The 23663-nt window shown below is 72.4% G+C and carries 21 protein-coding genes; 10 read left to right on the top strand and 11 right to left on the bottom strand.

All coding sequences use genetic code 11. The features are described 5' to 3' along the window. Positions 1-3: 3 nt before the first annotated feature. On the bottom strand, positions 4-1839 hold the full coding sequence (locus ACFZB3_RS06035; protein WP_391370394.1) for a glycoside hydrolase family 15 protein: 1836 nt from the start codon (positions 1837-1839) through the stop codon (positions 4-6). 146 nt (positions 1840-1985) lie between these two features. On the opposite strand from ACFZB3_RS06035, the gene ACFZB3_RS06030 reads away from it, so the two are divergent. From ACFZB3_RS06030 to ACFZB3_RS06015, 4 genes are all read left to right on the top strand, one after another. Beyond that, positions 1986-2192, top strand: coding sequence for a hypothetical protein (locus ACFZB3_RS06030; protein ID WP_362600381.1), 207 nt, complete (start codon positions 1986-1988; stop codon positions 2190-2192). Between the two features lie 118 nt (positions 2193-2310). After that, positions 2311-3714, top strand: coding sequence for a Si-specific NAD(P)(+) transhydrogenase (gene sthA, locus ACFZB3_RS06025; protein WP_391370391.1), 1404 nt, complete (start codon positions 2311-2313; stop codon positions 3712-3714). 291 nt (positions 3715-4005) lie between these two features. Then, positions 4006-5478, top strand: a complete 1473-nt coding sequence (locus ACFZB3_RS06020) for an amino acid permease (protein WP_391370388.1) — start codon at positions 4006-4008, stop codon at positions 5476-5478. 12 nt (positions 5479-5490) lie between these two features. Then, positions 5491-6450 (top strand): hypothetical protein, encoded by a 960-nt coding sequence (locus ACFZB3_RS06015; RefSeq protein ID WP_391370385.1) that lies wholly within the window; start codon positions 5491-5493, stop codon positions 6448-6450. 122 nt (positions 6451-6572) lie between these two features. Here ACFZB3_RS06015 and ACFZB3_RS06010 read toward each other — a convergent pair whose 3' ends face one another. From ACFZB3_RS06010 to efeU, 3 genes are all read right to left on the bottom strand, one after another. Next, positions 6573-7724 carry a HoxN/HupN/NixA family nickel/cobalt transporter gene (locus ACFZB3_RS06010; RefSeq protein ID WP_391370382.1) on the bottom strand — a complete coding sequence of 384 codons (1152 nt, stop codon included), beginning with the start codon at positions 7722-7724 and terminating at the stop codon, positions 6573-6575. Between the two features lie 148 nt (positions 7725-7872). Continuing rightward, a complete protein-coding gene (efeB, locus tag ACFZB3_RS06005) occupies positions 7873-9147 on the bottom strand; it encodes an iron uptake transporter deferrochelatase/peroxidase subunit (RefSeq protein ID WP_391370380.1) in 1275 nt (424 codons plus the stop codon). A 47-nt stretch (positions 9148-9194) separates the two neighbouring features. Further along, entirely contained in the window at positions 9195-11222 is a 2028-nt protein-coding gene (efeU, locus tag ACFZB3_RS06000; RefSeq protein WP_391370378.1) for an iron uptake transporter permease EfeU, read from the bottom strand. Between the two features lie 266 nt (positions 11223-11488). On the opposite strand from efeU, the gene ACFZB3_RS05995 reads away from it, so the two are divergent. Further along, positions 11489-12172, top strand: a complete 684-nt coding sequence (locus ACFZB3_RS05995; protein ID WP_391370377.1) for a phosphatase PAP2 family protein — start codon at positions 11489-11491, stop codon at positions 12170-12172. A 1-nt stretch (position 12173) separates the two neighbouring features. Here the strand turns inward: ACFZB3_RS05995 and prcB are convergent, their stop codons facing one another. Both prcB and ACFZB3_RS05985 read right to left on the bottom strand, forming a co-directional pair. Next, positions 12174-13028 (bottom strand): proteasome subunit beta, encoded by an 855-nt coding sequence (gene prcB, locus ACFZB3_RS05990; protein WP_391370376.1) that lies wholly within the window; start codon positions 13026-13028, stop codon positions 12174-12176. A 73-nt stretch (positions 13029-13101) separates the two neighbouring features. Continuing rightward, complete coding sequence (locus ACFZB3_RS05985; RefSeq protein ID WP_391370373.1) at positions 13102-14049, bottom strand: lysylphosphatidylglycerol synthase domain-containing protein; 948 nt, start codon at positions 14047-14049, stop codon at positions 13102-13104. Positions 14050-14194: 145 nt separating this feature from the next. On the opposite strand from ACFZB3_RS05985, the gene ACFZB3_RS05980 reads away from it, so the two are divergent. Together ACFZB3_RS05980 and ACFZB3_RS05975 are read left to right on the top strand one after the other, a co-directional pair. Next, a complete protein-coding gene (locus ACFZB3_RS05980; RefSeq protein ID WP_391370370.1) occupies positions 14195-14578 on the top strand; it encodes a BlaI/MecI/CopY family transcriptional regulator in 384 nt (127 codons plus the stop codon). Then, complete coding sequence (locus ACFZB3_RS05975; protein ID WP_391370367.1) at positions 14575-15471, top strand: M48 family metalloprotease; 897 nt, start codon at positions 14575-14577, stop codon at positions 15469-15471. The genes ACFZB3_RS05980 and ACFZB3_RS05975 overlap by 4 nt, the downstream gene beginning before the upstream one ends. Positions 15472-15482: 11 nt before the next feature. Here ACFZB3_RS05975 and ACFZB3_RS05970 read toward each other — a convergent pair whose 3' ends face one another. Then, positions 15483-16301: a GyrI-like domain-containing protein gene (locus tag ACFZB3_RS05970; RefSeq protein WP_391370364.1), complete on the bottom strand. Its 819-nt coding sequence runs from the start codon at positions 16299-16301 to the stop codon at positions 15483-15485. Between the two features lie 127 nt (positions 16302-16428). On the opposite strand from ACFZB3_RS05970, the gene ACFZB3_RS05965 reads away from it, so the two are divergent. Together ACFZB3_RS05965 and ACFZB3_RS05960 are read left to right on the top strand one after the other, a co-directional pair. Continuing rightward, entirely contained in the window at positions 16429-16785 is a 357-nt protein-coding gene (locus ACFZB3_RS05965; protein WP_391370362.1) for a nuclear transport factor 2 family protein, read from the top strand. A gap of 44 nt (positions 16786-16829) precedes the next feature. Continuing rightward, positions 16830-17681, top strand: a complete 852-nt coding sequence (locus ACFZB3_RS05960) for an SDR family NAD(P)-dependent oxidoreductase (protein ID WP_391370359.1) — start codon at positions 16830-16832, stop codon at positions 17679-17681. A 44-nt stretch (positions 17682-17725) separates the two neighbouring features. Here ACFZB3_RS05960 and ACFZB3_RS05955 read toward each other — a convergent pair whose 3' ends face one another. The 3 genes from ACFZB3_RS05955 to ACFZB3_RS05945 all read right to left on the bottom strand — a co-directional run bounded on the left by ACFZB3_RS05955 (position 17726) and on the right by ACFZB3_RS05945 (position 20965). After that, positions 17726-17800, bottom strand: a complete 75-nt coding sequence (locus ACFZB3_RS05955; protein ID WP_100661309.1) for a 50S ribosomal protein bL37 — start codon at positions 17798-17800, stop codon at positions 17726-17728. A gap of 91 nt (positions 17801-17891) precedes the next feature. Next, the gene (locus ACFZB3_RS05950; RefSeq protein ID WP_391370356.1) at positions 17892-20237 is read right to left on the bottom strand and encodes a glycosyl hydrolase family 65 protein; all 2346 of its coding nucleotides are present in this window, start codon (positions 20235-20237) and stop codon (positions 17892-17894) included. After that, positions 20234-20965 carry a beta-phosphoglucomutase family hydrolase gene (locus ACFZB3_RS05945; RefSeq protein ID WP_391370353.1) on the bottom strand — a complete coding sequence of 244 codons (732 nt, stop codon included), beginning with the start codon at positions 20963-20965 and terminating at the stop codon, positions 20234-20236. The genes ACFZB3_RS05950 and ACFZB3_RS05945 overlap by 4 nt, the downstream gene beginning before the upstream one ends. 77 nt (positions 20966-21042) lie before the next feature. Here ACFZB3_RS05945 and ACFZB3_RS05940 point away from each other — a divergent pair, with 77 nt between their 5' ends. Next, the gene (locus ACFZB3_RS05940) at positions 21043-21711 is read left to right on the top strand and encodes a nucleoside/nucleotide kinase family protein (RefSeq protein ID WP_391370350.1); all 669 of its coding nucleotides are present in this window, start codon (positions 21043-21045) and stop codon (positions 21709-21711) included. A 106-nt stretch (positions 21712-21817) separates the two neighbouring features. Here ACFZB3_RS05940 and ACFZB3_RS05935 read toward each other — a convergent pair whose 3' ends face one another. Beyond that, complete coding sequence (locus tag ACFZB3_RS05935) at positions 21818-23635, bottom strand: hypothetical protein (RefSeq protein WP_391370347.1); 1818 nt, start codon at positions 23633-23635, stop codon at positions 21818-21820. Between the last annotated feature and the right edge of the window lie 28 nt (positions 23636-23663).

The raw sequence follows: 23663 nt of genomic DNA, 5'->3' as shown, positions 1-23663 counted from the left end.
CCCTCAGCCGAGCGCCCGGTCGAGGTTGAACGCGGCGCTGATGAGGGCGAGATGGGTGAAGGCCTGCGGGAAGTTGCCCTGTTGCTCGCCGGTGCGGCCGATTTCCTCGGCGTACAGGCCGAGATGGTTGGCGTAGGTGAGCATCTTCTCGAAGGCGAGCCGGGCCTCGTCGACGCGTCCGGCCCGCACCAGGGCCTCCACGTACCAGAAGGAGCAGATGGAGAAGGTGCCCTCGTCGCCGCGGAGTCCGTCGGGGCTGGCCTGCGGGTCGTAGCGGTAGACGAGGGAGTCGGAGACCAGGTCCTCGGTGAGGGCGTCCAGGGTGGACAGCCACTTGGGGTCGGTCGGGGCGATGAACTTGGCCAGGGGCATCATCAGCAGCGAGGCGTCCAGGACGTCGCCGCCCTCGTGCTGGACGAAGGCGCCGCGCCGCTCGGACCAGCCGCGGTCCATGATCCGCCGGTAGATGGTGTCGCGGCACTGCCGCCAGCGGGGCAGGTCGGCGGGGAGGCCGCGCCGGTTGGCGAGGCGGATCGCGCGCTCGATGGCGACCCAGCACATCAGACGCGAGTAGAGGAAGTTCTTGCGGCCGCCGCGGGTCTCCCAGATGCCCTCGTCGGGCTGGTCCCAGTGGTCGCAGACCCACCCCACGAGGCGGGTGACGTCGTCCCACTGGTCGCTGGAAATGGGCTCGGCCCACTTGTCGTACAGGTAGATCGAGTCGATGAGGGCACCGTAGATGTCCAGCTGGAGCTGGCCGGCCGCGTCGTTGCCGACCCGGACCGGGGCCGAGCCGAGGTGGCCCTCCAGGTGGAGAAGCTCGCGTTCGGGCAGTTCGGAGCGGCCGTCGATGCCGTACATGATCTGCAGCGGGCCGGAGGCGAAGCCGTCGCCGGGGCTGATGTAGGTGGTCACGAACTTCATGAAGGCCGCGGCCTCGCTGCTGAAGCCGAGCCGCAGCAGGGCGTAGACGGCGAAGGCGGCGTCGCGGATCCAGACGTAGCGGTAGTCCCAGTTGCGTTCGCCGCCGAACTGCTCGGGGAGGCTGGTGGTGGGCGCGGCGACGATGGCGCCGGTGGGGGCGTAGGTGAGCAGCTTCAGGGTGAGCGCCGAGCGGTGCACCATCTCGCGCCAGCGGCCGCGGTAGCGGGACTGGTGGAGCCAGCGCCGCCAGTAGCAGACCGTGGTTTCGAACTGCTGTTCCGCCTCGGCCCGGGCGCAGCCGCGCGGGGCGATGTCCTCGCCGGCCTGGTCGAGGGCGAAGACGGCGGACTCGCCCTCGGAGAGCTTGAAGTCGGCGCAGGCGTCAGGCCCGTCGCTCTCCAGGGCCACCGTGGAGGTGAGCAGCAGGGACTTGGCCGGGGACTCGAACAGCGCGGTGTCACCGAGCATGCGCAGGGTGTGCGGGTCGGCGCCGTAGTTGAAACGGGGGGCCACCCGGACCCGGAAGGGCACGGTGCCGCGCACGCACAGCACCCGGCGGATCAGCCGGTGCCGCGCGCACTCCTCCGACTCCCCCGTCACCGGCATGAAGTCCTGGACCTCGCCGACCCCCTCGTCCGTGAAGAACCGGGTGATCAGCACGTTCGTGTCGGGGAAGTAGAACTGCTTGGTCCGGGCCGGTACGGCGGCGGCCAGCGCGAAGAAACCGCCGCGCTCGGCGTCCAGCACCGCGGCGAAGACGCTGGGGGCGTCGAAGGACGGGCTGCAGTACCAGTCGATCGTGCCGTTGCTGCCGACCAGGGCCACGCTGCGCAGATCGCCGATCAGTCCGTGTTCGGCGATCGGCAGGTAGCGGGGGCTCCCGGGCGCATTCTGGTAGAACGCCTGCTCGGCCATCGTGACGGCCTCCCCGGAACGGATGTACGGTCACGATACAGCTTAAAAGGGACACAGCCTAAAGGGGCTGCCCCCTTCCCGGGATGCGGGGTGCGGCCGGGCAGGCAATCGTGAGAGTGTGCACCCCGCTCCGTGAAGGAGGGACCATGTCGACCCCAGAACCCGAAGCGTCCCGGCCGTCCGACGACCGCGCCACCCCGGACTCCCTGCTGCACAGCGCCCCCGGCACCGGGGTGGCGCCCGAAGACCTGGTGATGGCGTCCGGCCGGGACGTCACCCCGGCCACGCTGGAATGGGCCAGGAAGAAGATGGAGCGCGAGGGGCCGAACTGCATCGAGCGGCTCCTGCCCTGACTCCGGCGGCGGGCCGGGCCCGTGCGGCGGGCAACGGTCCTGGCCCGTACCGGATTTCACGCGAAGGTTGCTCGTTCACCCTTTCGAAGCGGGTGCGGCTGCTGACAGACTTCGCAGGGTGCCCGACTTCGACATGCTCGTCATCGGTTCCGGACCCGGCGGCCAGAAGGCCGCCATCGCCGCGGCCAAGCTCGGCCGCCGGGTCGCCGTCGTGGACAGCCCCGACATGGTCGGCGGCGTGTCCATCCACACCGGGACCATCCCCTCCAAGACCCTGCGCGAGGCGGTCCTCTACCTGACCGGCCTGACCCAGCGCGACCTGTACGGGCAGAGCTACCGGCTGAAGGAGGACATCACCGTCGCCGACCTGACCGCACGCACCCAGCACGTGGTCAGCCGCGAGGTGGACGTCATCCGCAACCAGCTCTCCCGCAACCACGTCACCCTCTGCTCCGGCACCGGCCGGTTCACCGACCCGCACACCGTCGCGCTGCTCGAACCGAACGGCAACGAGCGGCTGTTGACCGCGGAGCACATCGTCATCGCCACCGGCACCCGGCCGGCCCGCCCGGACAGCGTCGCGTTCGACGGCCGCACCGTCATGGACTCGGACAACGTGCTGTCCCTGGAGCGGGTGCCGCGTTCCATGGTCATCGTCGGCGCCGGCGTCATCGGCATGGAGTACGCCAGCATGTTCGCCGCGCTCGGCAGCAAGGTCACCGTGGTGGAGAAGCGCGCCGCCATGCTCGACATGTGCGACGTCGAGGTCGTGGAGTCCCTCAAGTACCACCTGCGGGACCTGGCCGTCACCTTCCGGTTCGGGGAGACCGTGGCCGCCGTCGAACGGCATCCGCGGGGCACGCTGACCGTGCTGGAGAGCGGCAAGAAGATACCGGCGGACACGGTGATGTACTCGGCGGGCCGGCAGGGCCTGACCGACGGGCTCGACCTGGACAAGGCGGGACTGTCGGCGGACCGGCGCGGCCGGATCAAGGTGGACGAGCACTTCCGGACCGAGGTGCCGCACATCTACGCCGTCGGCGACGTCATCGGCTTCCCGGCGCTCGCCGCGACCTCGATGGAACAGGGCAGGGTCGCCGCGTACCACGCCTGCGGGGAGCCCGTCGGACAGATGGACAACCTCCAGCCCATCGGCATCTACACCATCCCGGAGATCAGCTTCGTCGGCCGGACCGAGGACCAACTCACCGAGGAATGCGTTCCGTTCGAGGTCGGCGTGGCCCGCTACCGGGAGCTGGCCCGGGGCCAGATCATCGGCGACTCGCACGGCATGCTCAAGCTCCTGGTCTCCCCCGAGGACCGGCGGCTGCTCGGTGTGCACTGCTTCGGTACCGGAGCGACAGAACTGATCCATATCGGTCAGTCGGTGATGGGCTGCGGCGGCACGGTCGACTATCTGGTCGATGCGGTGTTCAACTACCCGACGCTCGCGGAGTCGTACAAGGTTGCGGCCCTGGACGCCACCAACAAGCTGCGACAGCTCGACCGGCTGGAGGACTGAGGGGCCGACGGAACCGCTGCTTCCGGCGGGTGAGTTACCGGCCCCAAGTGGCATATGTGATTACCGGTCGGTCAGCTTGAAAGGTCAAAGAGTGCCGCTATAGTCACACCCACACACGCGGTGTGACCGTTCGCCGACTCTGGGCATGCGGCCCTCACCACCTTTGTCTTCCGACCGGTCCTTGCCCGAGGCCAACCCTCACCGGGTGCGGGGCGGGTCGTGCACCCCCCACCCGTACCGCCGCGGGTCAGCACTCCCGTGCGCCCTGCACGACCGGAAAGCAGCACAGCCATGAGCAACAACAGGGGCAGAGGTCTCCAGGCCAACGCCCTCGGCACGTTCGACACCGTGGTGATGGCCGTCGCGGGCAGCGCACCGGCGTACTCGCTGGCCGCGACCACCGCGGTGCTGGTCGGGGCGGTGGGGCTGGCCAGTCCGGCGGCCCTGCTGTGGTGTGCGATACCGATGCTGGGCATCGCGCTCGCCTTCAGCTACCTGGGCCGGATCGACGTGAACGCGGGCGCCAGCTACTCCTGGGTGGGCCGCACCCTGCACCCGTTCCTCGGCTTCGTCAGCGGCTGGGCGCTGGTGGTGTCCGCGACCATCTTCATGGTGGCCGGCTCGCTGCCCGCCGGATCGATGACGCTGTCCCTGTTCGACGCGGACCTCGCCGACAACGTGGCCCTGTCCACCGTGGTCGGCGCCGCCTGGTTCCTGGTCATGCTCGCGGTGGTGCTCGGCGGCGCCCGCCTCACGGTGCGCGCCCAGCTGCTGATGTCCGGCATCGAGCTGGCGATCCTGCTGCTCTTCGCGGTGCTGGCCCTCTTCCACACCGGCAACGCCCGCGCCTTCGACTGGTCCTGGCTCGGCTTCTCGCACTTCGACGGCGTCTCCGGCTTCGCCTCGGGCGCGCTGATCGCCGCGTTCTACTACTGGGGCTGGGACGTCACCAGCAACCTCAGCGAGGAGACCCGCAACTCCCGCCGTACCACCGGCCTCGCGGGCCTGATCGGCGTCGGCATCGTCTTCGCCCTGTTCGAGGTGTTCACCATCGCCGCGAATATCATCCTCTCCTCGGACCAGATCGACGCGAACAAGGCCAACGTGCTAGGTGTGCTGGGCGAGCAGATCTGGCCGGGCTGGGGCGGCAAGCTGCTCATCGCCGCCGTGATGCTGTCCACCATCGCCACCCTGGAGACGACGCTCATCCAGGTCACCCGCTCGCTGTTCGCGATGGGCCGCGACCGGACGATGCCGGCCGCGCTGGGCCGGGTGCACCGCACCTGGAACACCCCGCACGTGGCGATCGGCGTGGTCGGCGCGGTGGCGCTGACCCTGTTCATCGCCTCCAACGCGCTGGGCTCGGTGGGCGAGATCCTCTCCGACGCCATCTCGGCGATCGGTCTGCAGATCGCCGTCTACTACGGTCTCGCGGGCCTCGCGGTGGTCGTGGCCTACCGCAAGATGCTCTTCAGGTCGGCGGGCAACTTCCTGCTCGGCGGGCTGTGGCCGCTGGGCGGCGCGGTGTTCATGTTCTGGATCTTCGTCGAGTCGCTGGGCGAGCTCAGCACCGCGGCGATCTCGATCGGCATCGGCGGCCTGGCCGTCGGCCTGATCCCGATGCTCTGGTACTGGAAGCAGGGCAGCGACTACTACCGGCCGGCCAAGCTGGACGCCACCCGCACGGTCGAGGCCGACTACGTCCCCGACGAACCCGCCACCGTGCACGCCCAGGCTTACGAAGGCCTCCCCACCGACTTCTGAGGTACGAGTCAGATGGCGCGCGACCGTTTCGCCCCCGACTTCGACCCGGACTGCGGGGACGAATCCCTCACCTCGGCCCGGCAGGACATCGTCATCGGGCGCTGGCAGGGCCTGCGGGAACTGCTCCGGGCCACCGGCCCCGACTGGCTGGTCCGGGGACACCGGGTACGGCTGCTGGCGCAGGCCTGCGCGGGCAACTCGACGGCCGAGTCCTGGCTGGCCGCCGAGCCGCAGGGCGCCGACGCGCTGGTGCTGCGGGCGGCGACCGAGACGGCCCGGGCGTTCACCCTGGCCATTTCGGCGGGCCGGGGTGTCCCGATCGACCGGGCCAGGATCGACACCGCCGTGCTGGCCTGCCTGGCCGCCACCGACGCGTACCCGCAGGACCCGACCCCCTGGGTCTCCCTGATCTCGGTGGCCCGGCTCTATCCGACCGGGGTGCGCCGGCAGGAACTCGCCCGCTGGTGGGACGAGTTGCACCGGCGCGACCCGTACAACGTGGAGGGCCACCTCCAGGTGCTCCACTACTACTCCGCGCGCTGGCACGGCACGCACGGCCTCATGTACGACTTCGCCCGGGACGCGGCCGGGGTCGCCCCGCCGGGCTGCGCGCTGCCCGTCCTGGTGCAGTACGCCCGCGTCGAGGAGTTCCGGTACGCCCTGGACGCGGCGCAGGGACAGCAGAACGCGGTCGCGCTCAGCCAGCACTGGAAGCACGACGGCGCGGTCAGCGACGTGCGGCGGTCCTGGGAGCGCTGGATCGCCCAGCGCGGCGAGGCGCCGGTCGCCCCGGGTGAGCTGCGGGACCTCAACTACCTGACGCACGCGGCCTGCCAGGCGGGCGTCACGGACGTCGCCACGGACCTGCTGCGGCTCATGGGACGACGGGCCACCCGCACGCCGTGGTCGTACACCGGCGACGCGGAGAAGCAGATCATCAAGTGGCGGGCGGACTTGAAGGTGCGTGGGTGAGCGCTCCGCTGGAAGTACCGCGATATGCCGTTCGTGAACTGCGGCGCCGTCGTGGCCGGTCGCGCAGTTCCTCCCCCAGCCTTCGGCCGGGGGTACCCCCAGCGCCCCTTACGGGGCGCTCCTCAGCCCTCGGTCTGCTCGGCGAGGCCGCTGGTCCACTTCTCCTCGATGCGGCCCGCCTTCCAGATCAGCAGGGCGATCGCCCAGGTGGCGAAGAAGAGGCCGACGATGACGAAGCCGACGGTGTTGAGGTCGAGGCCGGCGACCCAGTCCCAGAAGAAGCCGTGCAGGTCCATCTTGTCGGCGAGGAGGCCGAGCAGTTCCACGGTGCCGATGATGAGGGCGACGGCGACGGACAGGCCGGTGATGGTGAGGTTGTAGTAGACCTTGCGGACCGGCTTGGAGAACGCCCACTCGTAGGCGAAGTTCATGAACGAGCCGTCGATGGTGTCCAGGAGCGACATGCCGGCCGCGAAGAGCACCGGCAGGGTCAGGATGGCGTACCAGGGCAGGCCGGAGGCGGCGCCGGACCCGGCCAGGACCAGCAGGGCGATCTCGGTGGCGGTGTCGAAGCCGAGGCCGAAGAGAAGGCCGAGCGGGTACATCTGCCAGGGCTTGCGGATCGAACCCGTGACCCGGCCGAGGAAGCGGTTCATGAAGCCGCGGTTGTTGAGCTGGGTCTCCAGCGCGGCCTCGTCGTAGGCGCCGGAGCGCATCTGCCGGAAGACCTTCCAGATCCCGGCCAGGATGACGAGGTTGATGCCGGCGATGAGGTAGAGGAAGGTGCCGGAGACGGTCGTGCCGATCAGGCCGGTGACCTCGTGCAGGTGCGAGTCGTCGTTCTGGACGGGTCCGGCCAGGGTCTTCATGCCGAGCGAGAGCAGCAGGGCGAGACCGAAGACGATGCTGGAGTGGCCGAGGGAGAACCAGAAACCGACCGACAGCGGCCGCTGCCCCTCCCCCATCAGCTTGCGGGTGGTGTTGTCGATGGCCGCGATGTGGTCGGCGTCGAAGGCGTGCCGCATGCCCAGGGTGTACGCGGTCACGCCGATGCCGATGCCGAAGGACTCGGTACCGACGCTGAAGTGCTGCGGCGCGATGATCCCGACCAGGGTGCCCCAGCCGATGACGTGCAGGGCGAGCACGAAGCCGGCCATCCCGCCGACCCTGATCCACTCCTGCCGTGTCATGGAGCCCCGGACACGGCGCCAGGCCGAGCGCTTGGCGTCGGCCTGGGCGGGGAGGGACGGAACGGAACCAGGGGCGGCCGTCATCGGGAGGTGACATCCTTCGGTCGAGCAATGGGCAGCTGCCATCGGCAGCCTTGTGCCATCCTCCCGTACTTGCAAATCATGCGCATCAACGCCCGCGACAGGCCTTCACCAAGAGAATCCCATGGAAAGGTAAAGGCCGGTGCGGCGGTCAGACGGCCGCCAGCAGTCCGCTCCCCAGCCAGTCCTTGGCGTTCCGCACGCCCGGCAGGGCGAAGAAGTAGCCGCCGCCGGTCGGCGAGATGTAGTCGACCAGGGGCTCGTCGATGAGCCGGGTCTGGGTGGCCTCGAACTGGCGCCGGACGTCCTGGTTGTAGCAGCAGAAGACCAGGCCCATGTCGAGGTTGCCGACGCTGTCGACGCCCCGGTCGTAGTTGTAGCCGCGGCGCAGGATGCGGGAGCTGTCGGTCTTCGCGGTGCGCGGGTTGGCGAGCCGGATGTGGGCGTCCAGCGGGATGGCGTTGCCCTTCGGGTCCTTGGCGTACTGCGGGATGTCGGTCTCCTTGGCGCCGTCCAGCGGGGCGCCGGTGTCCTTGCGGCGGCCGAACATCAGCTCCTGCTCGCTGAGCGAGACCCGGTCCCAGAACTCGACGAGCATCCGGATGATCCGGACGACCTGGTAGCTGCCGCCCGTCGTCCAGGCCGGTTCGCCCTGCCCCTCGCCGACCCAGATCAGCCGGTCGGTCTCGCGGGCGGAGGCGACGTCCGGGTTGGCTATGCCGTCCTTGAAGCCGAGCAGGTTGCGCTGGGCGCCGGTGGGGCGCGGGGCGTTCTGGAAGCCGTCGATCCGCCACCTGATCTGCATGGCGCCGCGGGTGTGCTTGGCGATGTCGCGCAGGGCGTGCAGCACGGTGTCCGTGCTGTCGGCGCAGATCTGGAGGGAGAGGTCGCCGTGGCACTCGGCGGCCTTCAGGTTGTCGTTGGGGAAGGTCCGCATCGGCGTCAGCCGGGCCGGCTTCGCCTTCGCGAGGCCGTAGCGGTCGTCGAACAGGGAGGCACCGACGCCGACGGTGACGGTCAGCGCGTCGGAGGGGACCTCGGGGCCGAGGATGCCGTTGTCGGCGGGCGGGGCGCCGACGCCGAGGTCCTCGGGGGTGCCGCCGGAGGTGAGGAAGCGGGCCCGCTCGGTGATCGTCTTCAGCAGGTCGGTGAGTCCCTGCCGGTCGTCGGCGATGACGTCGAGGGAGACGAAGGTGGCGGCGGCCGGGGCCGGGGTGAGGATGCCGGCCTGGTGGACGCCGTGGAAGGGGACCTTCGCGGTGCCGGTCGCGTCGGCGGCCTGAGCCTCGGCGGTGCCGCCGGCCTGGCTCAGCGCGAAGCCGCCGCCGGCCAGGACCGCGCCCGCGGCCCCGGCGCCCAGCGCGGTCCGCACGAAGGAGCGGCGGCCGGTGCCCATCGGGCAGGACGGGGTGTCGGCAGCGGACATCGGAGGGTTCCCTTCGTCGTACGGGTGCGGGTGCTGTGCGGGGTTCATCAGGCGGACTTCCTGATCTCCAGGAGGTCCGGCACCGGGGCGAGGTCCTCCAGGAGCTGGCCGGTGGCACCGGCGATCCGCTGCCGGGCGGCGGTGTCGAGCTGCTCGACCGGGGTCCAGGTCGCGCCCTGGTGCCGGGCGTCCAGGAGCTGCTGGAGGCGGGCGATGTCCGCGTCGACGGCCGGCAGCAGCTTCGGCGCCCGGGTGGTGAGGAGCGGGCGCAGAACGGTCAGCAGCTCGCGGGTGCCGGCGAGGTTGGCGTTCGCGGTGGCGAGGTTGGTGCCGCTGCCCTCGTCGGTGTCGGCGGTCAGCTCGAACTGGAGGGTGTTCTCCAGGATCTCGTGGGCGCGCAGCGGCAGGTCGCCCGGGTCGAAGTCCTGGGTGGGGAACGCCTTCTGGAGCCCGGCGGCCGCGACCGCGAGCGCCTGGACCGGCGCCTTCAGCTGCCCGGCGGTCTGTGCGTGCCACAGCCCGTACTCGACCCGGTGGAACCCGGCGAAGTCCTTGTCGGCCACCCCGCCCGGGAGGCCGTCGGCCCGCCCGTTGATCTTCTGGTCGTAGTCCTCGAAGGTGCCGTAGGCGGCGCCGAGGGAGGCATAGGTGAGGTGGGCGGTCAGCCAGTCGGTGCGGGCCTTGGCGAGGTGGTTGCCCGCGATGTCGTCCTGGAGCGTGCGGGTCTGCGCGACGAGGGTGGCCAAACCCTGTTCGACGTAGGCCTTGTACGCGGTCAGGGGTGCCGCGAGGTCGTTCTCGGAGACCGGTACGACCGCCTTGGTGCTGCCTCCGCCGCCGCTGACGGTGACCGGCTGCGAGGTGACGGCCTTGCCGCTGGAGGGGACGCAGCGCCAGGCATAGGTGCCGCCGGCGACCGTGGCGACCAGGTCGCGGGTGGTGCCGGGGGCGAGGCCCTCGACCTCGCCGTAGACCGCGTTGCTGCTCGGGTCGATCAGGTACACCTCGGCGGTCTTGCTGCCGGTGTTCTGCATCCGGAAGGTCTGCCGGCCCGGCTTGGGCGCGGTGAAGCCCTTGCCGCACTCGGTCCCGGAGACGGCGACGGTCTGCCCGCCGCTCGGCTTGGGCCGGGCGAAGGCGACGACGAGCCCGGCGATCACGGCGGGGACGGTGACCACGGCCACGGGCACCACCCAGGCGGGCCTGCGCCGTGGGTCCCCGGCGGGCCGCGGGGCGGGCGCGGCGGCGGCCGGCTTCGGCGTACCGGCACGCACCCCGCGCACGAAGAGGGTCATCACCACGGCGAGATAGGCGGCGTACCCGGTCACCTGCAGCCAGGTCATCGTCGGCGTGATGTTGAGGACGCCCTGGAGGAGGGTGCTGTACCAGGAGCCCGCGTCGATGTGGCCGCTGAGGTCGACGGCGTAGGCGGTGCTGCCGGGGAGGACGCCGCCCTCCTGGAGGTCGCGGAGTCCGTAGCCGAGGACGCCGGCCGCGATCACGATCAGGACGGCGCCCGTGTAGGTGAAGAACCTCGTGAGGTTGATCTTCAGGACGCGCCGGTACAGGCCCCAGCAGAGGCCGGCCGCCAGGACCAGGCCGATCCCGGCGCCGGTCAGGGGGCCGGCGGACTCGCCGGCCGCCTTGGCCGTGGTCCACAGGAACAGCGCGGTCTCCAGGCCCTCACGGCCGACCGCGAGGAACGAGGTGAGGACCAGGACGCCCGAGCCCATGGCCAGGGCGCCGGTGACCTTCTCCTTGATCTCGCCGGCGAGGCTGCGGGCCGAGCGGCGCATCCAGAAGACCATCGCGGTGACGAAGGCGACCGCGATCACGCTGAGGGTGCCGCCGAAGGCCTCCTGGGCGGTCGCCGAGAGGGAGGCGGCGGTGAAGGTGAGCACCGCGCCGAAGCTCATCGCCAGCGCGATCGCCGCCAGTACGCCCGTCCACACCTGCGGCAGGCGGTTCCTCGCCTCGGCCCGCACCAGCGTGGCGACGAGGATCGAGACGATCAGCCCGGCCTCGAGACCTTCCCTCAGCCCGATCAGAAAACTAGGAAACGCGTCGTCCCACATCCGTCGCAGCCCTCCCCGGCAGGCCCGTCCCCGCCCTTTGGCTCGAACTTAGTGAAGGCATGCCTTACTCCGCCGACCATGATGACTACACCCGTGTAGTCAGTCGGTCATGAACTGGCAATGGTGCGGCAAAGGCCGCGACCGGACACGGGCGCGACCCCGCGGGAACACCGACGGGACGCCGATCGTCTACATTCGGGTAGACCGTCTACACCTTCGTAGTCACCGGATTGTCGTAGTCAGCGGAAAGGGCCGTCGTCGGCGTCATGGCACGCAAGAGGACCGCGGAGTTCGCGGGGAGCGTCGCGTTCGGGGCCTGGGCGGCGTTCACGGTGCTGGCCCTGGTCGTGACCGGGCGGCACGGCGTCCCGCTCGGCCCGGACCGCACGCTGCTGGCCTGGTCCCTCGCCCACCGGCCGGACGTGGCGGTGGCCGTGGCCCGCGGGATCACCGCGACCGGCACCGGGGTCGTGCCGTACGCCCTGGTCGTGGCGGCCGGGGTGGCCGTGGGCCGCACCCGGCGGCAGCGGCTGGTCGCCGCGCTGCTCGGCGCGGGTTGCCTCGCCCTGGGCCAGACCGCCCGGAGCGCGCTGATGGAGCTGATCGGCCGGGCCCGGCCGCCGCAGGCCGACTGGCAGACGTCGGCCTCCGGCTGGTCGTTCCCCTCCGGGCACAGCACCACGGCCGCGCTGACCGCCGGCCTCCTGGTCCTCGCGATCCGGTGGCGGGCCCCGCACGGCCGTACGCCCTGGTGCGTGGCCGTCGCCTGCTGGGGGCTCGCCGTCGGGGCCACCCGGGTGTTCCTCGGCGTGCACTGGTGCACCGACGTGCTGGGCGGCTGGCTGTTCGCCGTCGGGTGGCTCGGGATCTGCGTGTGCGCGGCGGCCCGGTGGGTTCCGCACACCTGGCTGGCGGACGAGATACCGGAGAGACCGGTGGCCGCGCCGTGAGTCAGGACGTGGCGCGGGGTCCGTCCGGGCGGGTGCGGCGCTGGTCGACCATCTCCCGCGTCAGGTCCGCCGTCTCGGACTCCGGCAGCCGTTCGAAGCCGTCCTCCGTGATGACCGAGACCAGCGGGAAGATCCGCCGGTTGAGGTCGGGACCGCCGGTCGCCGAGTCGTCGTCGGCCGCGTCGTAGAGTGCCTGGAGCGCGGCCAGGGCGGCCTCGCGGCGGGTGAGGCCGGGACGGTACAGCTTCTTCAGCGCGCCTCCGGCGTACGGCGAGCCGCTGCCCTCGGCGTGGAAGGCGCGCTTCTCGTAGAGGCCGCCGGCGACGTCGAAGCTGAAGATGCGGCCGCGTGCCCCCGCCGGCGCCTTGGGGTCGTATCCGGCGAGCAGCGGAACGACGGCGAGGCCCTGCATGGCCTGGCCGAGGTTCTCGCGGATCATCGCGGCGAGTCGGCTCGCCTTGCCGTCGAGGGTCATGGGGATGCCCTCGATCTTCTCGAAGTGGGTCAGTTCAACCTGGTAGAGCTTGACCATGTCGAGGGCCAGCCCCACGGTGCCGGCGAAGGCGACCGCGGTGTGGTCGTCCGCGGGGTGCACCTTCTCCAGGTCGCGCTGGGCGATGAGGTTGCCCATGGTGGCCCGGCGGTCGCCGGCGATCAGGACGCCGTCGCGGTAGGCGAGGGCGAGGACGGTGGTGCCGTGCGCCACGGCGTCGGGCGCGACGGCCGTACCGGGCGGCAGCGGGCTGCGGGTGGGCAGCAGTCCGGGCCGGTGGGCGGCGAGGAAGCGGGCGAAGGACGAGGTCCCCGGCGTGAAGAACTCCTCCCCCAGGCGGCCCCCGGTCTCGTGCGCTGGCATACCAGTCCCCCTCCTGCCGGCCGACGACACCGGACTCCTACCTGACACGGGGCGCCGGGAAACGCCCGCCCGGTCACAGCGCCCGGCGGCGGACCAGCCACCCGAGCACCAGCAGGCCCGGCAGCAACGGCAGCCACACCGTCAGCAGCCGGTAGCCGAGCACGGCGGAGGCGGCCGCGGCGGCCGGGGTCCCGGAGGCGGTGAGGGCGAACGCGAGGGCCGCGTCGAGGGAGCCCAGGCCGCCCGGGGTGGGCAGCAGCGCGGCGGCGCCGCTGGCGGCGAGGTAGAGCAGCGCCACCCGGGCCGGCGACAGCGGCAGCCCGACCGCCCGGGTCACGGCGAAGAGCACCAGCGCGTGCAGCCCGGCGAAGGCCAGCGAGCCGCCCCACAGCGCGGCCGCGCGGACCGGGCGGGCGTGCAGGGCCCGGATGTCGGCGGCCACGGCGGCCACCGCGCCCCGGCAGCGGGGCCACACCCGGGCCCGGAGCAGCACCGCGCCGAGCACGACCGCGGAGGTCACCGCGAGGAGGACGGGCCCGGACACGTGCGGGATCCGCAGCAGCCCCGGGCACGCGGGGGCGAGGGCCGCGATCAGGGCCAGCCGGACCACCGCGCCGGAGGCCGCCTTGACCGCGAGGGCCGACGCGCCGCGGCCCGCCGGGAGTCCGCAGCGCATCAGGAACCGCAGGTTCACCGCGCCCGCCCCGAGCCCGGCGGGCAGCACGTGGTTGGCGGCCGACGCGGCGAACTGTGCGGCGACCAGCCGCCCGCCGGGCAGCCGGCACGTGACCGCGCCCTGCTGGGCGAGTGCGGAGGACGCCCACGTCCCGACCGCCGCCACGGCCGCCACCAGCAGCCACCCCTGGTCGGCGCCGGCCAGCCGGACCGCCCCGTGCGCCACGACCGGCCAGTGCCGCCGGACCAGCCAGCCCGCGCCGAGCAGCAGCACCAGGCAGGCGGCGCTCTGCCAGTAGAGTCCCCGGCGGCCCATGACGGGCGTGGCGTTCACGTTCGGGACCATCGAGGCACCCCCCCTGTTCCCCTGCGGCGCGCAGGACCCTCCATGGACTCAGGGACAAACACTGACAAATTAACCGGACTTACCGGTGGAGGCAGCGCGGGTACGTCCATACGAACGGCGGCACTACGCGCTGTAAGGTTGTGGCATGGCTGGCACAGGGTCCCGCGGCAGGACGGAGCGGCGCAGCGCCGGAGAGCTGGAGAGCGAGGTCCTGGCGGCCCTGTGGGCGACCGAACACCCGTTGACCCCGGCCGAGATCCAGACCGAGATCGGCGGCGGGCTCGCCTACAACACGGTCCACACCATCCTGAAGCGGCTCTACGACAAGGGCCTGGTGCTGCGGGACGCCGACGGCCGGCGCGGTGCGTACCGGCCGGCGAAGAACGCGGCCGAGCTGACCGCCGAGGCCATGCACGAGGCCCTGGACCGGGGCCCGGACCCGATCGCCGCGCTCCAGCAGTTCGTGTCCGGGCTGAGTCCGGAGGAGGAGCGGGCGCTGCGGAACCTGTTCGCCGGAGGCGGCGCATGAGGTTCGACGTCTACACCCCGCTGCTGGTCTCCCTGCTGCTGCCCCTGGTCAGCCCGGTGGTCGGCCGCCGGATGGCACCCGCGCTGGCGGCACGCGTCCTGGCGTCCGCCGCCGTGCTGACCGCGGCCGCGGCCACCTGGTCGCTGATCCTCCTGACGACGGCCCTGCTGGGCGACGCCCCGCCGGTGGTCCGGGAGGCCCACGAGGACGGGCGCCCGCTGGCCGACCCGGTGCCCGAGGTGATCGGCGTCGCCGCCTGCCTGGCGCTGGTCGTGGTGGTCTGGCGGGTGCAGCGGGCGGTGCGTGCCGAGCGGCGCACCCGGCGGGCGCTGCGGCGGCTGTGCGAGGGGCATCCGCGGGACACCGAACTGGTGGTGGCGGCCTGCGAGGTGCCGCAGGCGTTCGCGATCCCGGGCCGGCCGGGCCGCATCCTGGTCACCTCGGCGATGCTGGGCGCGCTGGCACCGGCGGAGCGGCGGGTGCTGCTGGCCCACGAACGGGCCCATCTGCGGCACCGGCACGGCCGCCTGGTGACGGCGGTGACGCTCGCCGCGGCCGCGAACCCGCTGCTCGGCCCGGTCCGGTCCGCCGTGACCTTCCTGGTGGAGCGATGGGCGGACGAGCAGGCTGCCACCGAGGTCGGGGACCGCGGGACCACCGCCCGGGCACTGGCCCGCGCGGCTCTCAGCGCGGGCCGCGCCACGCGCCCGGCCTGCGCCCTCAACTTCACGGACCGCGCGGTCACGCGCCGGATCGCGGCGCTGCAGACGACTCCGCCGCCGTATCTCTGGCCGGCCGCGGCAGCGGTTCTCGCCCTGGGCGCGCTGGCGGCCCTGTTCGCGGCGGACGCGACGAGCGATCTGGTGGGGCTGCTCTGGAACGTGCTGACCTGACCGGTCGGCGGTCAGCCGGGGGTGGGTGCGAGCCGGAACACCGGCCAGCCGATCTCGGTGCGCCAGGCGGCCGGGTCCGGGTCGTCGCGCGGGCCGACGAGATAGGTCTCGTGCACCGGACCGTCGACCGCCAGGGCGTGGTCGACCACCCAGGCGCCGAGCCGGCCGTAGGTGACGTCGATGTCGTCATGCGGTCCGGGATGGACGACCACGGCATGCTCGCCGGCCGGGAGATCCACCGGTCGTACCCGGCCCCGGGCCGGCGGGTCGGCCACGGGCCGGTGGACCAGCGCCGTTCCCCGGCCGCGGGTGAACAGCTCGTTGGCGTAGCACCCGCCCGGCGGCCCCAGTACCGGCAGACCGGCGATCGCGGCGTCGAGTTCGGCCATCGCCCCGTCGTACCAGGAGGTCACCTCCTCGTGGCCGACGACGTCCTCGATCCCGGCGACCGTTCTGGCCGGCACCGGGCGGAGCTCGACCCGCAGACCGCCGCCGTCGGGGCGCAGCAGGTTCCGCAGGGAGACCACAGCGGCTCGGGTGCGGTCCAGTTCCGCCTCCAGCCGCCGCATGTGCTCACCGGCCAGGTCCGCGCGCTCCGCGGGGTCCTCGGTGGCGAGGATCTTGGCCACGTCGGCCAGCGGCACGTCCAGTTCCCGCAGCCGGTGGATCACCTGCGCGGTGGGGATCTGGTCGCTTGAGTACCAGCGGTAGCCGCTGACGGGGTCCACCGTGGCGGGCTCCAGCAGCCCGGACTCGTGGTGGCGACGCAGGGTCCGCACGCTCAGGTGGGTCAGCTGCGCGAACTCGCCGATCGTCAATCCGCGGGACATTCCCCCAGTGTGCATCCGCCGGACCCGACACGCTTGACCCTCTCCCCGGGAGAGACCCCATGGTGATCGACATGAGCCGCCCGATCGGCTCACGCAGGGCACCCGATCAACTCACCCGAGGCACCCCATGACCGACAGCACCGTTCGTATCGGCATCACCGAGCTGCCCGCGGCCGTCCGGCAGTTCGTCACCGCGCTCGACACCCGGGACACCACCGCGGTGCCCGGGCTCCTGACCCCGCAGGCGAGCGTGACGGACGAGGGCCGCACCCACACCGGCATCCCCTCGATCACCGAGTGGATGGCCAACGCCGCTTCCGAGTTCACCTACACCACCACGCCGGTGTCCGCCGAGCGCACCGGCACCGACCGGTTCACCCTCACCCAGCACCTGGAGGGCGACTTCCCCGGCGGCAGCGTCGATCTCGACTACCGCTTCACCCTCGACGGCACGCTGATCAGCAGCCTGGTCATCGCCCCCTGACACGCCACCGCCCTTCCCTCTCGGTGGATCCAAGGAGAAGCACTGTGAAGACATGGTTCATCACCGGCGGTACCGGTGGTTTCGGCAGGGCTTATGCCGACGTCGCGCTGGAGCGCGGCGACAACGTCGTACTGACCGCCCGCCGGCCCGGGCAGCTCAAGGAATGGGCCGACCTGCACGGCGCCGGGGCGCGCGAGCGGATCCTGCTGCTGGAGCTGGACACCACCGACCCCCGGCAGGTCCGGGACACGGTCCGGGCCGCGGAAGCGCACTTCGGCGGGATCGACGTGCTGGTCAACAACGCCGGCCGCGGTTGGTACGGGTCGGTGGAGGGCTCCCCGGAGGCGGACGTACGCCGGTCCTTCGAGCTGAACTTCTTCTCCGTCGTCGACCTGGTCCGCGCGGTGCTTCCGGGAATGCGGGAGCGGCGCGGCGGATGGATCGTCAACATGTCCTCGGTCGCCGGGATCGCGAGCGTGCCCGGTTTCGGTTTCTACAGTGCCGCCAAGTTCGCGGTGGAGGGCATGACGGACGCGCTGCGCACCGAGGTGGAGCCGTTCGGTGTCCGGGTCCTCGCCGTGGAGCCGGGAGCGTTCCGCACCCGGGCCTACGCCGGCTTCGCCGAGGAGCCGGTGACGGAGACCGTGGCGGCCTACCGGGCGTTCGTGGAGACGGTGCGGGCGGCCATGGTCGGTCAGGACGGCCGCCAGCCCGGCGATCCCCACCGCGGCGTCAGGGCCGTGGCCGACGCCATGGGCCAGGACTCCCCGCCCCGCCGCATCGTCCTGGGCAGCGCCGGCTACGACGCCGTCCACGACCGGCTGCGCGGCGCCCTGGACGAGCTGCGCGCCCAGGAGACCGCCTCCCGCGCCGCGGACTTCCCGCCGGCGGCGTAGGCGCTCAAGGAGCGCCGGGCCCACGGCCGTCTGCTCAGGTCGGCTCAGGCGTTGGGGCGCTTGCCGTGATTGGCCTTCTTCTTCTTGCGGGCGCGTCGCTTGTTCCCTCGTTTGGCCATGGCGCACATCTCCCTGATCCGTCGTTTCACATGCCCCGTCAGTCTAGATTCGCCTCGATATGTCCGCATCAAGGGACGCGGACCGAGACCCTCAGGCCGGCCGGTTCGGTGCCCGGTGTGGTGGCTGCTGCGGAGCCGGGCCCGGGCGGGCCGGGGGCACCGCGCGCACGGCGGGGCTGTCGGTGCCGACCGCCACCGGCTCCCCGTGGTGGTACACGGTGAGCGGCGGGCCGTCGACGAGGGTGTACGTCGCCTTGTCGGCGCCGATCTCCACCCGCAGCCTGCTGCCGCGCAGCTGCAGGCTGAAGGCGAGCCGGCGCAGCCGCTCCGGCAGCCGGGGGGCGAACCGGGCCCCGTCGTCGTAGTGGCGCAGCCCGCCGAAGCCGGCCACCAGGGCCATCCAGGTGCCGGCGAGGGAGGCGATGTGCAGTCCGTCGCGGGTGTTGTGCTCCAGGTCGTCGAGGTCCATCAGCGCGGCCTCGGCCGTGTAGGCGTGGGCGAGCGTGAGGTGCCCGGCCTGGGCGGCGACGACGGCCTGGCAGCAGGCGGACAGCGAGGAGTCGCGGACGGTCAGCGGCTCGTAGTAGGCGAAGTTGCGGGCGATGTGCTCCTCGTCGAAGTACGCCTCGCAGGTGTACATCGCCAGCACCAGGTCGGCCTGTTTGACGACCTGTTTGCGGTAGAGGTCGAAGTACGGGAAGTTCAGCAGCAGCGGGTACTGCTCGGGGCGGGTGCTCTCGAAGTCCCAGCGCTGGTAGCGGGTGAACCCGGCGTGCTGTTCGTGCACGCCCAGCTCGTGGTTGTAGGGGATGTGCACGGACTCCGCGGCGTCCCGCCAGGCGGCGCTCTCCTCCGCGTCGACGCCGAGCTCCGCGGCCTGCCGCGGGTGGCGTTCGACGGCGTCGGCGGCGGCCAGCAGGTTCGCCCGGGCCATCAGGTTGGTGTACGTGTTGTCGTCGGCGACCGCGCTGTACTCGTCGGGCCCGGTGACGCCGTCGATGTGGAAGGCGCCGCGGCTGTCGTGGTGGCCGAGCGAGCGCCACAGCCGGGCGGTCTCCACGAGCAGCTCGACGCCGGTGTCCCGTTCGAAGTCGGTGTCGCCGGTGGCGGCGACGTACCGGACCACCGCGTCGGCGACGTCGGCGTTGACGTGGAAGGCGGCGGTGCCGGCCGGCCAGTAGGCGGAGCCCTCCGGTCCCGCGATGGTCCGCCAGGGGAACGCGGCCCCGTTCAGGCCCAGTTGGGCGGCCCGCTCGCGGGCGGCGGGGAGCGTGTTGTGGCGCCAGCGCAGCGCCTCGGCGACGGCGCCCGGGGCGGTGTGGGTGAGGACGGGCAGCACGAACATCTCGGTGTCCCAGAAGGCGTGCCCGTCGTACCCGGAGCCGGTGAGGCCCTTCGCGGGTATCGCCCGCTGTTCGGCGCGCGCCCCGGCCTGGAGCACGTGGAAGAGGGCGAAGCGGACGGCCTGCTGGACCTCCTCGTCGCCGTCCACCTCCACGTCGGCGCGGGACCAGAAGTCGTCCAGGTAGCCGCGCTGGTCGTCGGCGAGCCCCTGCCAGCCCTCGTGGGCGGCGGCCGCGAGCGCCGCGTCCACCTGGTCCGCCATGGCGGGCAGCGAGCGCACCCCGGACCAGCCGTGGGCGACGAACTTCTCCACCCGCAGCCGCTGACCGGGCTCCAGGACCGAGGTGACGGTCAGCCGGGCCACGTCCACGCCGCTCTCGGCGCGCACCGTGGTCCGTTCGGGACCGGAGACCGTGTGGTCGGCGGCGACCGCGACCCGCAGTCCGCTGCGCCGGGTCCGGTGCACGAGCCGCAGCCGGTGACCGGAGGCGAAGTCGTCCTCCTGCTCCAGCGGCGACTGCAGCGCGAGCGCCGCACGGGGGTCACCGTTGGACTCGGGCAGCTGCTCGTTGGCGACCAGTTCGGACTGGACCACGATCCGGCAGCGGCGGTCGACGGCCTCCACCTCGTAGGAGACGGCGGCGATCGCCCGCTGGGTCAGCGACACCAGCCGGGTCGAGCGCACCCGCACGGTGGAGCCGGCCGGCGAGGTCCACTCGCAGGTCCGCTCCAGGACGCCCCGGCGCAGGTCGAGGACCCGCTCGTGGGCGACGAGCCGGCCGTAGCGCAGGTCGAAGGGTTCGTCGTCGACGAGCAGCCGCAGGATCTTGCCGTTGGTGACGTTGATGACGGTCTGCCCGGACTCGGGGTAGCCGTAGCCGGCCTCGGCGTACGGCAGCGGGTGCACCTCGTGCACGCCGTTGAGGTAGCTGCCCGGCAGGCCGTGCGGCTCCCCCTCGTCGAGGTTGCCGCGCCAGCCGACGTGCCCGTTGGACAGCGCGAACACCGACTCGCTCTGCGCGAGCACGTCGAGGTTGAGCCGCGTCTCGCGGACCGCCCAGGGTTCCACGGCGTACGACCGGTGGGTGATCACTCCTTGCCTCCCAGCTCCGCGAGGTCCTTCACGACGGTGTCCGCGCCGTGCGCGTACAGGGCGTCGGTCTGCCCGACGCGGTCCACGCCGACGACGTACCCGAAGCGGCCCGCGCGACCCGCGTCCATCCCGGCGAGGGCGTCCTCGAAGACCGCGGCCGCGGCCGGTTCGACCCCGAGGTCGCGGGCGGCGGCCAGGAAGGTGTCCGGGTGCGGCTTGCCGGGGAGGTGCCGCTCGGCGGCCACGACACCGTCGATCCGGACGTCGAAGAAGTGCTCGGCGCCGATCGAGCGCAGTACGTCACGGCAGTTGGCGCTGGAGGAGACGATCGCGGTGCGCAGCCCGTGCGCGCGGACCGCCTCCAGGTAGCGCAGGGTGCCGTCGTAGGCCTCGACGCCCTGGGTGCGGATCTTCGCCAGCAGCAGTTCGTTCTTGCGGTTGCCGAGGCCGTGCACGGTCGGGGCGTCCGGTGGGTCGTCCGGGGTGCCCTCGGGCAGGTGGATGCCGCGGGAGTCGAGGAAGGCACGGACCCCGTCGGCGCGCGGGCGTCCGTCGACGTACTCGTCGTAGTCGTCCGCGTCGAAGGGCCGCTGTCCGTCGTAGCCGTGCAGGAAGGCGTCGAAGGTCTCCTTCCAGGCCGCGGCGTGCACGACGGCCGTCTTGGTGACGACCCCGTCGAGGTCGAAGAGACAGGCCTGGATGGTGTCGGGCAGACCGAGTGCAGTCATGTCCCGCATCTTCCCCACCGGACGGCTTCGAGGGGGTGGCGCCCGCCACATTCCGGGCCCGGTGTCACACTTTTTGCGTGCCGCTGACTTTCGACGACCTTCTCGACCGCGCCCGTTCACTCGCCGGACGGGCCCCGCGCGCGCTCCTCGGCATCGCGGGCAGCCCCGGCGCCGGCAAGACGACGCTCGCCGAACACCTGGTGCGGGAGCTGAACGGCGCCGGTGAGCCGTGGGCCGCGCACGTGCCGATGGACGGTTTCCACCTGGCCGACGTCGAGTTGGACCGCCTCGGCCTGCGGGACCGCAAGGGGGCGCCCGCGACCTTCGACGCGGCCGGGTACGCGGCGCTGCTGCGGCGGTTGCGCGCGGAGACGGACACCGTGGTGTACGCGCCGGGCTTCGAGCGGGTCCTGGAGCAGCCGCTCGCGGGCGCGATCCCGGTCCTGCCGACGGCCCGGCTGGTGGTGACGGAGGGCAACTACCTGCTGCTGGCGGACGGTTTGTGGGCGCGGGTGCGGCCGGCCCTGGACGAGGTGTGGTTCTGCGAGATCGACGAGGGCGAGCGGGTACGGCGGCTGGTCGCCCGGCACGAGGAGTTCGGCAAGACGCACGACCAGGCGGTGGCCTGGGTGGCGCGCACCGACGAGCGCAACGCCGCCCTGGTCGCCACCACCCGGGACCGGGCGGACCTGGTGGTGCCGGAGACGGCGCTGCGCGCGCCCTACGACGCGGGCAGCGGTCGCTGAACTGAGCGCTCCACCGGCTGTGCCGCGATCTGCCGTCTGCCGACTGCGGCGCCGTCGTGGCTTGTCGCGCAGTTCCCCGCGCCCCTTCGGGGCGCTGCCGAAGCCCTCAGCAAGCAGCGAGCGCCAGCTCGGGCACGCCATGGGCGTCCTCGGCCCCGATGACGGCCGTGAACGCCTCGGTGTGCACGGTGAGGTCCCCCTCGAACGTCGGCGTGAAGTCACCGCCGGGCCCGTACCGCACGGCGAACACGTGCAACGACTCCGGTGCGCCCGGCGCCGGTTCGGCCTCGTACGCCGTGGAGTCGACCAGGTGGCGCCAGCCCTCGTCCGGGTTGCCGTAGCCGCGCGGGTCCGCGGCGAGGGCGAACGCGGCCTGTTCCTGGGTGAGTTCGGCGCGCGCGTCGAAGTGGTCGGCGCCCGGTGCCGAGGGGTGCGTGAGCCGCAGGGCGCCCGCCGAGACGAGCTCGCCCTCGGCGACCCGGCGCACCCGGTCGCCGTCGTCCGCCGCGTAGGGCAGCCCGGCCAGCAGGTACGGCGCCCCGCCGAGCCGTTCCACGGCCACCGTCACCCACAGCCGGGTGCCGTCCGTGACGTACAGCGAACGCACGTGGCGCAGCACGTGGTCGCGGCCCACGACCGGCTTGCCGACCAGCTTGGCGGTCAGGCCGTCGGCGTGGACGTCCCGGACCCGGACCTCGCCCATCGGCCTGCAGTACACGAAGCCGTCCAGGACCGGGCCGAAGCCGTGCTGGCGGTCGACCGCCGCCGGCAGGTAGTAGGTGCCGGCGGCCTCGACCAGGGACGGGGTCATCCGGCTGTCGAAGGCCACCGACACGGAGCCCGCGCGGAGTTGGTGGCGGGCCGGGGCGGTCGACGGGTCGCGGTGCCAGGGGGTGGGGTCCTGGATCTGCCAGACCAGCATCCAGGCGAAGTGCCCGTCGACACCGCCGTCCGGCTTGACCGCGTGCCGGCCCCAGTTGGTGTCGCCACGGTAGCGGCCCAGGTCGGAGCCGATCCGAGCGCCGAAGTAGCGCAGCCCTAGGACGGATTCGAAGCCGGAGTGCTGTTCGCTGTAACGGGGGCCGCCGTTGTCGAAGCCGCCGCCCGGCAGGCGGGCGTCGATGTACCGGGCGAGTGCGTCACCGTCCTCGGCGAACATCTCCGCCCCGCTGATCCGGTGGGCCTGGGCGAGGAAGGACAGGGAGATCGGGCCGTAGTTGTTGTCGTAGGCGCCGCCGTGCTCGGGCGGGAGCAGGGCACCCCGGTCGAGGACCCGGTGGGCGCGGATCTTCTCGGCGTACAGGGCCAGCGCCCGCTCGCGGAGCGGCGCCGCCTCCTCCGGCGGTACGTGCCGGGCCAGCATCAGCCCGCCGACCACGCACCCGATCGCCTGGTTGCCGGCCTCCTGCGGGTTGAAGAAGGTGGCCTCGGTCAGCCAGCGCCAGTATCCGCGGCCCAGCTCGACCAGTTCGGCGCGCTGTCCGTCGTCGACGAGGCCGTCCGCGAGGTCGAGGAGGTCGACGGTCTGGAGCAGCGCCCAGACCGTGCTCGGCCAGTCGCCGATCGGGTGCGCGCCCGCCGCCAGCACGTAACGGGCGTACGGCAGGCCGGAGTCGCGGACGGTGAGGTTCGGGTAGCCGGGGTTGTCCTCGGTGTAGACCCGTTCGCGCAGGTGGAAGGCGAGGCTGCGGCGCACCGCCTCCGGCAGCCGCGGGTCCTTGGACCGCTGCCAGGCGAGGGCCAGCAGGGAGGTGACGCCGAGGGAGGTGTCGCCGATGTCGTCGTCGGCGTCGGGGTGTTCGAGGTTGCCCGCGGGGGTGAGGCGGGCCAGGGCCTGTTCGACGACGTCGGCGAGGACCGCGTCGTACGCCTCGGGGGTGGACGGCAGGTCGTGCAGCGGGCCGAGCTGGCGCGGCAGATGCATCGGAGGAGGTCAGCCCTTCGTGCCGGAG

Source organism: Streptomyces sp. NPDC008092, from assembly GCF_042957285.1.
GTDB lineage: Bacteria > Actinomycetota > Actinomycetes > Streptomycetales > Streptomycetaceae > Streptomyces.
This window is presented reverse-complemented; position numbering and strand designations above follow the sequence as displayed.

Bases quoted from the DNA above. Each gene is read 5' to 3' on its own strand.
- prcB (WP_391370376.1), bottom strand. From the start codon at position 13,028: ATGCCAGCGCACGAGACCGGGGGCCGCCTGGGGGAGGAGTTCTTCACG.
- ACFZB3_RS05970 (WP_391370364.1), bottom strand. From the start codon at position 16,301: ATGTCCCGCGGATTGACGATCGGCGAGTTCGCGCAGCTGACCCACCTG.
- ACFZB3_RS06020 (WP_391370388.1), top strand. From the start codon at position 4,006: ATGAGCAACAACAGGGGCAGAGGTCTCCAGGCCAACGCCCTCGGCACG.
- ACFZB3_RS06035 (WP_391370394.1), bottom strand. From the start codon at position 1,839: ATGGCCGAGCAGGCGTTCTACCAGAATGCGCCCGGGAGCCCCCGCTAC.
- ACFZB3_RS05985 (WP_391370373.1), bottom strand. From the start codon at position 14,049: ATGGTCCCGAACGTGAACGCCACGCCCGTCATGGGCCGCCGGGGACTC.
- ACFZB3_RS05980 (WP_391370370.1), top strand. From the start codon at position 14,195: ATGGCTGGCACAGGGTCCCGCGGCAGGACGGAGCGGCGCAGCGCCGGA.
- ACFZB3_RS06030 (WP_362600381.1), top strand. From the start codon at position 1,986: ATGTCGACCCCAGAACCCGAAGCGTCCCGGCCGTCCGACGACCGCGCC.
- ACFZB3_RS06010 (WP_391370382.1), bottom strand. From the start codon at position 7,724: ATGACGGCCGCCCCTGGTTCCGTTCCGTCCCTCCCCGCCCAGGCCGAC.
- ACFZB3_RS05995 (WP_391370377.1), top strand. From the start codon at position 11,489: ATGGCACGCAAGAGGACCGCGGAGTTCGCGGGGAGCGTCGCGTTCGGG.
- efeB (WP_391370380.1), bottom strand. From the start codon at position 9,147: ATGTCCGCTGCCGACACCCCGTCCTGCCCGATGGGCACCGGCCGCCGC.
- ACFZB3_RS05935 (WP_391370347.1), bottom strand. From the start codon at position 23,635: ATGCATCTGCCGCGCCAGCTCGGCCCGCTGCACGACCTGCCGTCCACC.
- ACFZB3_RS05975 (WP_391370367.1), top strand. From the start codon at position 14,575: ATGAGGTTCGACGTCTACACCCCGCTGCTGGTCTCCCTGCTGCTGCCC.
- ACFZB3_RS06015 (WP_391370385.1), top strand. From the start codon at position 5,491: ATGGCGCGCGACCGTTTCGCCCCCGACTTCGACCCGGACTGCGGGGAC.
- efeU (WP_391370378.1), bottom strand. From the start codon at position 11,222: ATGTGGGACGACGCGTTTCCTAGTTTTCTGATCGGGCTGAGGGAAGGT.
- ACFZB3_RS05945 (WP_391370353.1), bottom strand. From the start codon at position 20,965: ATGACTGCACTCGGTCTGCCCGACACCATCCAGGCCTGTCTCTTCGAC.
- ACFZB3_RS05965 (WP_391370362.1), top strand. From the start codon at position 16,429: ATGACCGACAGCACCGTTCGTATCGGCATCACCGAGCTGCCCGCGGCC.